Below are 13587 nucleotides of genomic sequence, written 5' to 3'. Positions count from 1 at the left end.
GTACTTCGAGACACAAAATTTTTTAGGTTTGGGTGAACCGTTTTTTAGCGTATACATAAGTTACAGCCAGAGCTGAAACAAGCACGGCTCCCTTAATAATATCAAATGCAAAATACGGTAAGTTTTGTATCGTTAATCCATTCAATAGGATTCCAATTACGGCTGCTCCAAAAAATGTTCCAATAGCGTTTGGTTTTCCAGCACCAAGGACAGAGTATCCAACAAAGACAGCAGCTACAGCTTCCATTAATAGAGGTGAACCCGCATCAATTTGACCTGAACCAACACGTGCTGTAAACAATATACCTGCCATAGAAGCAAAAACACCTGAAATTACATATGCAGCACATTTTACTTTACGGGTGTTCACACCTGACAATGTTGCAGCCTCTGCATTTCCACCTGTCATATACAAAACACGTCCCCAACGAGTATGGTTTAGTACAACATAAGCGATAATTACTAGGATAAGCATGATCCAAACGGGAACTGGTAATCCAAGCATTCTACCTTGGCCGATCCAAAGAAATGCTTCGGAGAATTGCCCTGGTGCCGTCCCTCCAGAAGTAAGAGGCATATTATTATATATTGAGTATCCTTCCGTATATGTACGGTGAAAGCCTGCAACTATATACATCATACTTAATGTTGCAAGTAAATCTGGAATTCCTAAAACCACAATAAGAAAACTATTAAACAATCCAACTAGCACTCCTATTAGAATAGGTAAAATAAGTACAAGCCATAGTGGCATCTCATACCACACCATTAATGAAGCTGTTAAGACCGTCGATAGAGACATAGTAGAACCTACAGATAAATCAAAACCCCCAACCACCAACGTAAAGGTAACGCCTAGTGCTAAGAGCGTAACAATTGAAATAGAACGTAATATATCTGTGAAATTTCCATATGTGAAAAAGGCACTACTTATAGAGCTAAAATACAATATAATTATCAAAAGTAAGGCAATTGCACCATATTTAAATAGAAATTGAATTCCTCTTTCTTTGAACTTACTCTTCTTTTCCACCGCTTGCATATAACAAAATCCTTTCTTGGGTCGCATCTTCACGTGACAATTCCTTCACGATTTGACCGTTATACATAACTAGAATACGATCTGAAATACCAATTGCTTCTTGAATCTCACTCGAAAAATATAAACAACCCTTTCCACTATCAGCAAGTTCACGAATTAGCCTAAAGATATCTTTTTTGGCCCCAATATCTACGCCCTTTGTTGGCTCATCAAATAAATACACGTTAGAATTGCGTGACATCCATTTTCCAATTACTACTTTTTGTTGATTTCCTCCGCTTAAATGAACAAGTGGCGTTTCCGTATGATCCGTTTTGATTTGCAATCGATTGATGATGTCCTTTGCAAAGCTACGTTCCGCTTTTTTATCCATAAACAGAAGTCGTGAAAATTTCTTTAAATTTGGAAAGGAAGAATTCGTTTGTAACGACTCATGTACAAATAAACCTTCTTTTCTTCTTTCCTCTGGAATTAGTGCCATTCCTGCTCGAATGGCTTCTCCTGGATGTTTCGCTTTTAATTCTTTTCCTGAAAGGTTCACTCTGCCTTTTACTAATGACCCCAAGCCAAATAATGCTTTAGCGAGCTCCGTTTTTCCTGCTCCGACAAGTCCTACAATACCCACAATCTCTCCTTCAGAGACGGTAAATGAAAGGTTCTTTAATTTTTGTCCATCCGATAATTCTGTAACTTGTAGAATTTTTTCGCCGATAGGATAATTTCTTGCAACATGCTCTAAATTAAAAGATGAGCCTAGCATTGCTTCTATAATCTCATCCGGTTGCGCAGCTTCCGTATTAAAAACCTTTACAAGCTTTCCATCCCGCATGACGGTAATTCGATCACTAATTTCGAATACTTCTGGTAGACGATGTGAGATAAATATACATCCGACTCCTTGTGATTTCAGATGATCAATTACTGAAAAAAGCTTTTTGGATTCGTGGAGTGACAAAGGGGCTGTTGGTTCATCAAAAATAATAATCTTTGCCGAGCTTACAAGAGCTCGTGCTATTAAAACTAGTTGTTTTTCAGCTAAAGTAAGATTAAATGCTGGTTGATTGACAGCAATGTTTTCAACTTGCAAATGCTTTAGTGCTTTTTTAGCTTCTGTATGTAGCTTTGTTGTTGATAAAAACAAATTATTATTTGTAGCAATTTTATCCAGCATAATATTTTCAGCGACCGATAATTCCGAAACGATTGCTGTATCTACCTCTTGATAAACACAATAGATTCCATGTTCCTTTGCTGCTTTCGGTGAACGAAGCCGTACACTCTTACCTTCTAGAATTATTTCACCTTCATCCTGCTCATATACGCCGGATAATATTTTAATGAGCGTGCTTTTACCTGCTCCATTAACACCAAGTAAAGCATGTACTTCCCCTTTTGCAAGATGAAATTCGGCCTCTTCTAGCGCCCTCACATTTCCAAATGATTTACGTATGGAAGTCATAGAAAGAAAAGGATTAGCCATGACAATCTCCTTTCTGAAGGCTCTGTAACCTGCCGCCTTGTTATTCCTAAAAATTATTTTTAAGCATTTTATCGGATGTGCGAATGCCGCACGTTTCGCATGAGCCTCCGCAGGTTGAGTTAAGCCTTCTTAAAAAGAAGCTGCCCACTTTTTTAGGACAGCTACATTTTGTATAGTTGTTATTGGTTTTCTAACTCTTTCAAAGCTTCTGTGTATCCTTGTTCGCTTGCTCCCCAGCCTTCGATATATTCATGTAAGTCATTTGTCGTAACTGTTTCTTTTGGAAGCTTTTCAGCATCCACGAATACTGATTCTAAAACAACTTTTTCTTCTGGAGTTTCACCATTTATTTTTTGATATAAATAACGCACTTGAATACGCCCTATGTCCATTGGATCCACGGCCGCTGATGCAACCCATGGGCTATTGTCTTTTTGGATCATTTGTAAATCTTCGTCGCTCATATCGATGCTGTAAACTTTAATATCTGTTCTACCTGCTTGCTCAATAGCACGTACCGCACCTTTTGCAAATTCGTCCCAAGCTGCCCATACTGCCGTGATTTCTCCTTCATTTGGATATTGCTTTAAAACTGCTTCCATTTGCGATTGTGTGTCTAGGGCTGTATTTTGTGTCGCCGCACCAAACGTAGAGATTTCTTTAATTCCTGGATTTTCATTTAAGAATTGCTCATAAGCAACTTGTCTTCTTTCCATAGGTGCAAAACCTGCAACCCAGATTTTCACAATATTTGCTTCACCATTAGCATCATTTTTTAATTTTTCTAATGTCATTTCAGCCATCTTTTGATCGCCTTGCTCTAACACTGTAATGCCTTCTACTTCCACACCTGCATCAAAAGCTACGACTGGTATTCCTTTATCAACAGCATTTTGAACTCCTTGATTTAACGCTTCTTTTGTACCGTGATCAATTAAAATCCCATCTACACCTTGGTTTACTGCTGCATCTAGATTGGAAGCCATTTTTGCTAAATCACCTTCCGAAGTAAACACTGTTACAGTACCACCAAATTTCTCTACTTGCTCCTTTACACCTTCAATGTATTGTGCAGAAAAAGTACCAAGGTTTTGTTGCATAACCAATGCGATTTTCTTACCTGATAGCGGATTATCGGATGCTTCTGAATTAGCAGGTGTAGTTGTTGCTTCCTTTGCATCCCCTTTTGGTTGACACCCCGTTAATATAATTCCAATTACTAATAATACGGATAATAGCCATGCTGTTTTTGATTTCATGTTTGTTCTCCCTTTTCTTTAATTTATTAAACTAGGAATATTTTTAGTGTATTCCGGATAAATAATTCCTTTTTCTGTAATAATCGCTGTAATGTATTCGCCAGGTGTTACATCGAATGCAGGATTAAATACTTTTGTATCGAGTGGTGCTACCTGCTTTCCTGCAATGTGCGTAATTTCCTCCGCTGGACGTTCTTCAATAGGAATCTCTTTTCCGCTCTTGATGGTCAAATCAAAAGTGGAAGAAGGAGCTGCCACATAAAATGGGATATTAAAAGCTTTTGCTAATAAAGCCAAGTTAAGTGTTCCGATTTTATTGGCCGTATCTCCGTTTTCTGCTATGCGGTCTGCTCCTACGATAATTGCTTCTATACCTTTTGCTCCGATTGTATGTGCAGCCATGCCGTCTGTTATAAGTGTGACATCCACTCCAGATTGTTGAAGCTCCCATACTGTTAGGCGTGAACCTTGAAATACAGGTCTAGTTTCACAAGCGAATACTTCAAACTTTTTTCCTCTCTCACTGCCAAGATGGAATGGGGCTAATGCGGTACCATATTTTGCGGTTGCAATAGAACCTGCATTACAAATAGTCATCACTTTTGTTTGATCTTCAAGCAAGGACAAAGCATATTCGCCAATATTTCTACAGGATGCTTCGTCTTCTTGATGAATGTTTACAGCTTCCTCAAGCAAAAGTACCTTTGCCTCTTGTACTGTTACAGCATTTTCAACAGAACTTCTTAAACGTTCTAAAGCCCAAACTAAATTGACTGCTGTTGGTCTAGAATTAGCTAAATACAAGAAATCCTTGTTCAGCTGGAGATGAAATTCCTCTAAGATATTTGTTTCATACCTCTCAGCTGCTTTAGCTAATCCATATGCTGCGGTAATACCAATTGCCGGAGCCCCTCTTACCTTGAGAGTGACTATGGCATCGTATACGTCTTCCAAAGTTTCTAGTGTTAAATACTCAACTACGTGAGGTAATTTTTGCTGATCCAATATACGAAATTCTTTATCGTTCAACTCTATTGATAATGGAATACTCATTTGCGAAACCTCTCTAATAATCCAAATACTTCATCAATCGAACAAATTTCATAGCGTTTTAGTATAAGTGCTTCCCCTATTTGTAAAGTTTGCTTTTTGAAATTAATTCGTTGGTTATCATCTTCAATACTGTCCAAATCTTTTACGTGAGCTAACCCAATTGTGCGTCTAATTAATTCACAACCAGCAAAGCCTAATGTATCACTGAAAATTTTATCTAAGATATATTCTTTATATCCTTCTGTATCTTTAAAGGGGTGACTACTAGTTTTCCATAATTCCGAAAACTCTGAAGAAAAAATTTCCCATGTTTGTTGGATATGGTTGAGAATTACAACCCGCTTATCATTTTCTCTTGTGACAGTTTGAACGATTAAGTTTGCTAAAAACAAACCGACATCAAAGCCAATAGGTCCATAGAACGCAAACTCTGGGTCTATTACTTTAGTTTCTGTTTCACTAGCGAAGATACTACCTGTATGCAAATCTCCGTGAAGCAATGCCTCTGCTTCCGTCATGAAGCTATTCTTTAATTTTGCAACCTCAAGCTTTAATGTGCCATTATTCCAAATAGCTTTTACGGCTTCTCTCAACAATGGTTCAAAATCATTTGTCTCTTTGTCAAAAAACGGATCCGTGAAAATTAGATCTTCTGTAATTTTACACAACTCTGGATTCGAAAACTCTGAAACTAGTTTCTTTTTTTCGAATGGATGTAATCCAAAGTCAGATGTATGAAATAGCGTTTGAGCAAGATATTTACCAATGTGTTTTGAAAGGTTTGGATAAGATTCAAGTTCAATTAACCCTTCACGGGCAATTTTTAAATGGGATAAATCCTCCATTACCGTAATGGCTAGAACTTCATCAATTGCATAAACAGTTGGAACAAGACCCGCAGCAAACTCCGCATGTTTTTTTAAGGCATTTGCTTCAATTGCTGCACGTTTTAACGTAAGTGGCCAGCTTTCTCCAACAACTTTTGCATATGGTAATGCCTGCTTAATAATAAGACTTTTATCACCACTCAATTCCTTAATATAAAATACATAATTCAGATTACCGTCACCTATTTCCCGACACTCCAACTCTGCATCTGGTGGGAAGAAGTTAAGTTCTTTTGCATATAAAACTGCCCCTTCTTCTGTTAATGATTCATATTGTTTCTCTATAGCTATCGTCATTATTCTCTACCTTTCCGTTTCAAAATAAAAAGCCTCTTTCATAAGAAAGAGGCGTAGAATAAGAGATCTCTCGCCTCTTATCTTTCAGAAAGTTACCTTTCTGATGGAATTAGCACCGTGCCTTATGAGATTTTCATCTCGGCGCAAATTGCGCCCCGTTTCACAACGGTATTACGGTCGGTTGCTGGGCTTCATCGGGCCATTACCCTCTGCCTGCTCTTGATAAGAGTGCTATTACTTAAAACTTTATACTGTTTGAAAAATATCCTAGCATATTCAAAAAACATCTGTCAATAATTTTTTTAATACAATAAAAATTCTCATAACTATATTGACAATCTTTCAGTCTCATGAAATAATCGTTATTAATTTGACTAACTCAATTGAATAACTTTTTCTTATTTAGAGCAGGTGGAGGGACGAGCCCTATGATACCCGGCAACCGATCCATTAATGGGCACGGTGCTAATTCTTGCAGTCAACAGACTGAGAAATAAGAAGTCGTTAAACTATTAACCTCTTCTTATGCGGAAGAGGTTTTATTATTTTGAGGAAAGATTATCCACTATGGATAATAACTACGTAGAATTTTAGATTTTTTATTTTGAAATATAAAGGATAGTGATAATGAATGAGTGGAGTTACTACTCTCTATCAGGTGTACGGTAAACCTGGAACTTTTGAAAAAAAAGCAGAAGGAATTGCGCTAGGTTTAACTATTGGATCCTGGACGGATTTACCATTACTCGAGCAAGAGCAATTAAAAAAGCATAAAGGAAATGTTGTTTCGATAACTGAATTTGAAAGTGTTCACCATCCGCTAAAACATGATGAAATTAAGGCTGAAATTAAAATAGATTATCCTAGTGCTAATTTCTCCGCAGATTTACCTGCCATTTTAACAACAGTTTTTGGTAAATTGTCATTAGATGGTGAAGTGAAATTACTCGACTTAGAATTCTCATCAGACCTTTTAAGTAATTTTCCTGGACCACGATTTGGAATTGAAAGTATCCGTAATCTGCTAGGTGTGTATAATCGTCCACTTGTCATGAGTATTTTTAAAGGAGTAATTGGAAGAGATATAGATTACCTATCTGAACAGCTACGTCACCAAGCTCTAGGTGGAGTAGATCTTGTAAAGGACGATGAAATTCTTTTTGAAAACCCACTTACTCCTTTCGAGAAAAGGATAATCACAGCTAAAGAGGTATTACGTCAAGTGTATGAAGAAACGGGACACCGAACACTTTATGCGGTCAACTTATCTGGGCGGACATCCGATTTAAAATCAAAAGCCAAAAAAGCAAAAGATCTTGGGGCAGATGCTCTATTATTTAATGTTCATGCATATGGTCTAGATGTACTTCAAGAACTTGTGGAAGATCAAGATATTCAGTTGCCGTTCATGGCCCATCCAGCCTATAGCGGAGCATTTACTTCTTCCTCATTTTATGGAGTTTCAACACCCCTCCTACTTGGTAAATTAACTCGTTATGCAGGAGCCGATTTTTCATTATTCCCTTCCCCTTACGGAAGTGTTGCACTTGAGAAAACAGCTGCACTATCACTTGGGGAAGAATTGACTAAAGATAGCGCTGTTAAGCGAACTTTTCCAGTTCCTTCAGCTGGAATTCATCCTGGATTAGTCCCTTTGTTAATCGAGGATTATGGCATAGACAGTATTATAAATGCAGGTGGTGGAGTGCATGGTCATCCTGCTGGCGCAACGGGAGGTGGTCTTGCCTTTAGGCAGGCCGTATCAGCAGTTCTGGATGGAATTCCGTTAGCTGAAGCAGCAAAACAATATCCAGAACTAAATGCTGCATTGGAATTATGGGGGTAAGCATTATGAGTAAGCTAGTAATCTATTGCGATTTTGATGGTACAATTACTAACCAAGACAACATTATCTCTATTATGAAAAAATTTGCTCCACCAGAATACTTGCCGATCAAAGAGAATATTTTAGAGCAAAAGCAATCTATCCGAGAAGGTGTTGCTCAAATGTTTGCTTTATTACCTGTATCTTTAAAAGATCAAATTGTAAGCTACTTGCTTGATCAGGCTGAAATTAGGGAAGGATTCGCCGATTTTGTTTCTTATACGAGAAAGCATGATATCCCTCTTTATATTGTTAGTGGTGGAATTGATTTTTTTGTTCATCCAATGTTAGAAAAGTTTGGTCCTTTTTCCGGCGTTTATTGTAATGAAGCAGACTTCTCAGGAGAAAGAATACAAATCAATTTTCCACATGTCTGCGATGAATTCTGTACTAACGAAGGATGCGGATGCTGTAAACCATCCATTATTCGAAAACTTCAAGAAAAAGATTCGTTAAGTGTTGTGATTGGTGATTCCATTACAGACTTAGAAGCGGCAAAATTAGCAGACATTGTAATAGCACGGGATTTTCTTATTGAAAAGTGCAAGGAATTGAGTATTCCATATGAACCTTTTGAAAATTTTCGAGATGTAATGAATATTATTGAAACAAGGTTAGGTGTTCAAACATGATAACACTCCGTGGTAGATGGGAAGAGTTAGCAGATATAAAAGACGAACTTGCTAGAAGAGATTGGTTTATGGGCACTAGCGGAAATTTAGCAATTAAGGTGAATGACAATCCAACAGAGTTTTTAGTAACAGCAAGCGGAAAAGATAAGAATAAACGAACAAAAGAAGACTTTTTACACGTAAATATAAATGGAGAGCCGATAGAAGAAACCATTTTAAAGCCATCAGCAGAAACATTATTGCACTGTGCTATTTATTCTAAAACTTCTGCCGGCTGTAGTCTCCATGTTCATACTGTTGCAAATAACGTAATCTCCGAATTATACGGAAATCAGGGAAAAATCAATTTTCAAGGGCTAGAACTTATTAAAGCTTTTGATTTGTGGGAGGAAGATGCGATTCTTTCTATTCCAATCATTCCAAATCACGCTCATATTCCACGCCTCGCTGAAGAGTTTCAGACATATTTAGATGGTGATAAAGGAGCTGTTCTTATCCGAAATCATGGTATTACAGTTTGGGGTAGGGATGGTTTCGAAGCAAAGAAGTTACTTGAAGCTTGTGAATTCTTATTTCAGTATCAATTGACATTACGTCAAATTAAATAAAAATAAGAGAGGAAGATTTAGATGGCTATCATTAAAATTCAAGGAACAAACGAAACAATTGAAGCACAAAACGAGGTTGCTGCATTTTTAGAGCAACAAGAAGTAATATACGAGCATTGGGATATTGAAAAGTTACCAGCGCAGCTTCGTGAAAAGTATGATCTTAGCGATGCAGAAAAAGATGAAATTTTAAATGCATTTAAAGCAGAAATTGATGATATTTCAGAACGTCGCGGATACAAAACAGCTGATATCATTTCTTTATCTGATTCTAATCCCAATTTAGATGAACTATTGAAAAACTTTGAACGTAAACATCTTCATACTGATGATGAAGTTAGATACATTGTGAGTGGTCACGGAGTATTTATTATTCAAGGAAAAGATGAAAATTTCTTTGAAGTCCATTTATCACCAGGTGATCTAATCTCCGTTCCAGAGAATATCACACATTACTTCACACTTGCAGAGGACCGTAAAGTAGTAGCTGCACGAATCTTTGTAACGACTGAAGGATGGGTACCGGTCTACCAAGACGAAGAAGTTGCACAAGGTTAATAAAAATGGATGAGTCGCTCCCGCTAAGTGTAATGCTCACTTCTTATATCGGATGAATAGTAATCTTTATATTTTTTAAACAAAAAAACGTCTATCTATTAAATAAACTCCTAAATTGCCTGTTAAAAGCAATTTAGGAGCTTTATTTTTTATAACAAGTAATCCACCTTGTTAAAGTACATTTAAATACCTTCTGTAGCACGGTATGAAAGTGTTCTGACTTTTCAGCTTCCCACATTTGTAAGAAACGCTGAAAAGTAAGTATATTTTTTCCTTGTCAAACGAAGAACTAAGAATAGACCAATACAATATCCGAATATCGAGATATTTAAGAACTTTTTCCCTATACATATTGAAAAATAAAAGGTCCTTTTATTTACAAATTCGACTGTAGGAGTATAATGTGAGATGATACAAAACAACCCTCTTTATGTAGTAAAATATTCTATATAGTAAACATGCTTTACATTTTATATAAATAGTTCACTTTTAAGTGAGAAAGTGAGTGGTACAAAACAATGACACATGAACCAGAATTGACGCTTGTCGAACATTTAACAGAATTAAGAAAGAGACTTATAATTGTAGCCGTAACCTTTGTTCTTTCTCTAGCCTTAGGATTTTGGATGGCGCCAAAGACATTGACTTTCCTTAAACAACAACCTACTGCTGCTCACGTGGAGTGGAACGTATTTGGATATACAGATGGTTTAATGATTTATGTTAAATGTGCTCTAATACTAGCTATTTTAATTACATTACCAATTGCAATGTACCAAATTTGGTTATTTGTTAAGCCGGGACTACTAGAGAAGGAAGCAAAAGGAACTATTTACTTTATACCCGTTTCTTTTTTCTTGTTTTTAGCCGGCATTAGTTTTAGTTATTATATATTATTTCCTTTAATGCTGAACTTTATGTCTAATATTAACGACTCGATTGGCGCTTTGGAAACTTATGGAATGCAACAATATTTTACGTTTATGTTTAATTTGATCATTCCTGTTGGAGTTGTTTTCGAGTTACCTGTTATTATATTATTTTTAACAAAGTTAGGCATTATCACACCAAATCGATTAAGAAAGATGAGAAAAGTCTCTTACTTCATACTTGTAGTAATTGGAGTTTCTATTACACCTCCTGACTTTATTTCAGATTTTATCATTGTTGTTCCATTATTATTGTTGTTCGAAATCAGCATTCTTGTTTCGAGCTGGGCATATAAAAAACAGCTAGCAAAAAGAGCTTTGGAAGAAGAGGCTTTAGAAGATTAAGTCTGAGGCTTAAAATTGACTAAGCGTGTTATACTAAAGATAAGTTTACTACTTCATACACACTTGCCATTGGAATAAATGAACATACTAAGAGGAGGAACAACCTATGCCAAACATCGGCGTACCAGGTTTAATAATCATTCTAATCATTGCATTAATCGTCTTTGGACCATCTAAACTCCCTCAGTTAGGAAGAGCGGTAGGTCAAACGTTAAAAGAATTTAAAAACTCAACTAAAGGCATCGTTGACGATGTTACAGAGGAATTTAAATTAGAAGAAAATACAGACGCTAAAAAGAAATAATCAGATTTTCTTCAGTTATAGATATACTAATTAAGCCAGCTATTCGATGAATAGTTGGTTTTTTTATTCCCTTTATTGGAAGCTGCAATTATTTACAAAGTATCCTCGTGTAATAGTTTCTGTTGTAGAAGCAAGTGATCGTTTGTATGCATTTGATTGTGTATGCAGACCTACCTCTATAAATTCCCACTACTCCATTAGCAAATGACTAGTAGTAATCCAAGAAAGTAGAAGATATTAAATAGATAATGCAAAAACCTCCTGCTTTGCCGTTATAGCAAAAAAGGAGGTTTTTTTATTATAGGTTGTTAAAAAATAATCGAATAACATCTGCCCCGCCAATAAAGGTTCCAATAGATCCTACTAAATTAGTTAAAACAACTACTAGTAAAATGCGTGTTACCTTATTGTGCCAAAATCCTTTTACCGTAAAAACATCTTCGGAGAGAGTTTCAAAATCTCCCACATTCGGACGTCGGAAATAAGCCTGGACTATTCCCGAAACCCATCCAGAAGCAATTAAAGGATGTAATGTAGTTATTGGAGCTGCTATAAATGCAGAGAGTATAGCAAGCGGATGTCCAAAAGCAACCGCAGCACCAATTGCAGCAAAGCTACCTGTCCATATTACCCAGCTCAAAGCCTGATCGAAACCTGCAGTTGGATTTGCAAAAAACGTATAAACAACTATAGCAATTAGAAGCACAGGTATTGCCCACCCAAGAATTTTAGGAACGATTGATTTGGGTGGTATTTGATTTAGTTTTTCTAAATCATGTTCTTTATAAATTTCTTTCGAGATACCCGGAACATGTGCCGCACCTAATACTGCAACTACTTTATCTCCTGGAGCTTCTTTAATTTTTTGTGCTAAATACTGATCCCTTTCATCAATTAAAGGAGTCTTTAGCTTTGGAAATGATTCTGTAAACTCTGCAAGAACTGCATTGAGCGTATCTTGTGATTTCATCTTTTCTAATTCATCTTCTGAAATTGTTTCTCTGCTGAAAATACTAAAAAACACGGAGGAGAGAAGCTGTGCCTTACCGGACCATCCGAGATTATGCCAAATACGAGAAAACGTAATTTGTATATTCCGATCTGCAAGCACTAGATTAGCACCAGTTTCTTTTGCCGACTCAATTCCTTGAATCATCTCTTGACCCGGTTTTATCTCAAATTGCTTCGCTAAACGATTTTGAAAAGATGATATTGCTAGATTCATCAGAAGCAATGTCGCTTTCTTTTCTTTAATGACTTTAAAAATATCTGTTTCTTTCCATTTGTTTCCGTCCATAACAGATTGGTATCTTTGTTCATCTAACTCAATACAAACTGAATCTGGTCTCTCAGCTTCAATTACTTCCTTCACTTGCTCTGCACTTTGTCTGGAGACATGTGCTGTTCCGATCAAAATCAATTCTCTGCCATCTAAATTTATGCGAGTAATGTTTTCTTCTTTCACAAAATTCTTCCTTCATAGAATATATTTCTTCTGCGCAACCTACTATTTACCGATTACGAAAAGACTTTCTAATATTAATAATGAATTAGATGAAGATAAATATCAATTTATTTTTAACTGATCAGAGAGGAAAACTAATACTTCCATCAGGATTTAAAGAATGTCTAGATGATGAGGAAGTAGCTTTAGCATTTTATTACTTAAAATTATTTGTTTGAGCATTACTTTTAACGACGAAAATTTTTAGTTGGAATCTAGATGTGTTTAGTTGGATAATAGACTATTTTAGTTGGAATCTTAGAGCATTAAGTTGGAAATTTCACCGCTTTAGTTAGAATACCCTTTAAATGTAAATTTTATGAATTCCTCGTACTTAGTAAGCAATAATTTTTGGATGGCGCGTCCTACAAGGTGAATCACTTAAAAGATGATATACTGTTTTTAACAAATAACTCGAAAAGGAGTAATGGCTATTGTTTATTGTGACAAACAAAATTAAAACAAAACCAGGCTTTGCAGAAAAAATGGCACCCAATTTTACTAAACCAGGTGCATTGCAACAAATGGAGGGTTTCGTAAAAGTAGAAGTAACGATTACACAAAACCTTACTGAATATGACGAGTTAAATGTAAATATGTATTGGGAAAACCTTGAGAATTTCGAGGCATGGAAAAACAGTGATGCCTTTAAAGAATCGCACAAACGACCAAATTCGGAATCAAAAGTTGCTCCTCAGGAATCTCCGCTTCTAGGAAGTGAACTAGTTATTACAAAAGTTGCCTCTACAATTGAAGCTATCCCAGCTAAATAATAAAGTTGATTATTCATTCCTTCTTAAGCAT

Annotated in this window: 13 protein-coding genes and 2 riboswitches; of the genes, 7 read left to right on the top strand and 6 right to left on the bottom strand. The window is 36.3% G+C overall.

The window, feature by feature from the left end; genetic code table 11:
* Positions 1-22: 22 nt before the first annotated feature.
* The 5 genes from WAX74_RS16675 to mtnK all read right to left on the bottom strand — a co-directional run bounded on the left by WAX74_RS16675 (position 23) and on the right by mtnK (position 6018).
* Positions 23-1042: an ABC transporter permease gene (locus WAX74_RS16675; RefSeq protein ID WP_336498793.1), complete on the bottom strand. Its 1020-nt coding sequence runs from the start codon at positions 1040-1042 to the stop codon at positions 23-25.
* Entirely contained in the window at positions 1017-2522 is a 1506-nt protein-coding gene (locus WAX74_RS16670; protein ID WP_336498792.1) for a sugar ABC transporter ATP-binding protein, read from the bottom strand. Before WAX74_RS16670 ends, WAX74_RS16675 begins: the two co-directional genes overlap by 26 nt.
* A gap of 179 nt (positions 2523-2701) precedes the next feature.
* Entirely contained in the window at positions 2702-3781 is a 1080-nt protein-coding gene (locus WAX74_RS16665; protein WP_336498791.1) for a sugar ABC transporter substrate-binding protein, read from the bottom strand.
* Between the two features lie 18 nt (positions 3782-3799).
* On the bottom strand, positions 3800-4834 hold the full coding sequence (mtnA, locus tag WAX74_RS16660; RefSeq protein ID WP_336498790.1) for an S-methyl-5-thioribose-1-phosphate isomerase: 1035 nt from the start codon (positions 4832-4834) through the stop codon (positions 3800-3802).
* A complete protein-coding gene (gene mtnK / locus WAX74_RS16655; protein WP_336498789.1) occupies positions 4831-6018 on the bottom strand; it encodes an S-methyl-5-thioribose kinase in 1188 nt (395 codons plus the stop codon). The genes mtnA and mtnK overlap by 4 nt, the downstream gene beginning before the upstream one ends.
* Positions 6019-6092: 74 nt before the next feature.
* Positions 6093-6247, bottom strand: a riboswitch (SAM riboswitch).
* 166 nt (positions 6248-6413) lie between these two features.
* Positions 6414-6518, top strand: a riboswitch (SAM riboswitch).
* A gap of 131 nt (positions 6519-6649) precedes the next feature.
* Here mtnK and mtnW point away from each other — a divergent pair.
* The 6 genes from mtnW (at position 6650) to tatA (ending at position 11279) form a co-directional block, all read left to right on the top strand.
* Positions 6650-7864, top strand: a complete 1215-nt coding sequence (gene mtnW / locus WAX74_RS16650) for a 2,3-diketo-5-methylthiopentyl-1-phosphate enolase (protein ID WP_336498788.1) — start codon at positions 6650-6652, stop codon at positions 7862-7864.
* Positions 7865-7869: 5 nt separating this feature from the next.
* Positions 7870-8535: a 2-hydroxy-3-keto-5-methylthiopentenyl-1-phosphate phosphatase gene (locus WAX74_RS16645; RefSeq protein ID WP_336498787.1), complete on the top strand. Its 666-nt coding sequence runs from the start codon at positions 7870-7872 to the stop codon at positions 8533-8535.
* Positions 8532-9143, top strand: coding sequence for a methylthioribulose 1-phosphate dehydratase (locus tag WAX74_RS16640; RefSeq protein WP_336498786.1), 612 nt, complete (start codon positions 8532-8534; stop codon positions 9141-9143). The genes WAX74_RS16645 and WAX74_RS16640 overlap by 4 nt, the downstream gene beginning before the upstream one ends.
* A 21-nt stretch (positions 9144-9164) precedes the next feature.
* Positions 9165-9701, top strand: a complete 537-nt coding sequence (locus tag WAX74_RS16635; protein ID WP_336498785.1) for a 1,2-dihydroxy-3-keto-5-methylthiopentene dioxygenase — start codon at positions 9165-9167, stop codon at positions 9699-9701.
* 518 nt (positions 9702-10219) lie between these two features.
* On the top strand, positions 10220-10975 hold the full coding sequence (gene tatC / locus WAX74_RS16630; RefSeq protein ID WP_336498784.1) for a twin-arginine translocase subunit TatC: 756 nt from the start codon (positions 10220-10222) through the stop codon (positions 10973-10975).
* 106 nt (positions 10976-11081) lie between these two features.
* Entirely contained in the window at positions 11082-11279 is a 198-nt protein-coding gene (gene tatA, locus WAX74_RS16625; RefSeq protein ID WP_336498783.1) for a twin-arginine translocase TatA/TatE family subunit, read from the top strand.
* Positions 11280-11577: 298 nt separating this feature from the next.
* Here tatA and WAX74_RS16620 read toward each other — a convergent pair whose 3' ends face one another.
* Positions 11578-12744 (bottom strand): TraB/GumN family protein, encoded by a 1167-nt coding sequence (locus tag WAX74_RS16620; protein WP_336498782.1) that lies wholly within the window; start codon positions 12742-12744, stop codon positions 11578-11580.
* Between the two features lie 473 nt (positions 12745-13217).
* Between WAX74_RS16620 and WAX74_RS16615 the strand changes: the two genes are divergently transcribed.
* Positions 13218-13556 carry a heme oxygenase gene (locus tag WAX74_RS16615; protein WP_336498781.1) on the top strand — a complete coding sequence of 113 codons (339 nt, stop codon included), beginning with the start codon at positions 13218-13220 and terminating at the stop codon, positions 13554-13556.
* Positions 13557-13587 lie beyond the last annotated feature (31 nt).

It is taken from the genome of Psychrobacillus mangrovi (assembly GCF_037104765.1).
In the GTDB taxonomy this organism is placed as follows: Bacteria; Bacillota; Bacilli; order Bacillales_A; family Planococcaceae; genus Psychrobacillus; species Psychrobacillus mangrovi.
The sequence above is the reverse complement of the archived record's forward strand: the minus strand, read 5'-3'. Positions and strand labels throughout refer to the sequence as shown.

Excerpts from the sequence above, each read along its gene's own strand:
- WAX74_RS16645 (WP_336498787.1), top strand. The coding sequence starts at position 7,870 with ATGAGTAAGCTAGTAATCTATTGCGATTTTGATGGTACAATTACTAAC.
- WAX74_RS16665 (WP_336498791.1), bottom strand. The coding sequence starts at position 3,781 with ATGAAATCAAAAACAGCATGGCTATTATCCGTATTATTAGTAATTGGA.
- WAX74_RS16640 (WP_336498786.1), top strand. The coding sequence starts at position 8,532 with ATGATAACACTCCGTGGTAGATGGGAAGAGTTAGCAGATATAAAAGAC.
- mtnA (WP_336498790.1), bottom strand. The coding sequence starts at position 4,834 with ATGAGTATTCCATTATCAATAGAGTTGAACGATAAAGAATTTCGTATA.
- tatA (WP_336498783.1), top strand. The coding sequence starts at position 11,082 with ATGCCAAACATCGGCGTACCAGGTTTAATAATCATTCTAATCATTGCA.
- mtnK (WP_336498789.1), bottom strand. The coding sequence starts at position 6,018 with ATGACGATAGCTATAGAGAAACAATATGAATCATTAACAGAAGAAGGG.
- tatC (WP_336498784.1), top strand. The coding sequence starts at position 10,220 with ATGACACATGAACCAGAATTGACGCTTGTCGAACATTTAACAGAATTA.
- WAX74_RS16635 (WP_336498785.1), top strand. The coding sequence starts at position 9,165 with ATGGCTATCATTAAAATTCAAGGAACAAACGAAACAATTGAAGCACAA.
- WAX74_RS16675 (WP_336498793.1), bottom strand. The coding sequence starts at position 1,042 with ATGCAAGCGGTGGAAAAGAAGAGTAAGTTCAAAGAAAGAGGAATTCAA.
- mtnW (WP_336498788.1), top strand. The coding sequence starts at position 6,650 with ATGAGTGGAGTTACTACTCTCTATCAGGTGTACGGTAAACCTGGAACT.
- WAX74_RS16670 (WP_336498792.1), bottom strand. The coding sequence starts at position 2,522 with ATGGCTAATCCTTTTCTTTCTATGACTTCCATACGTAAATCATTTGGA.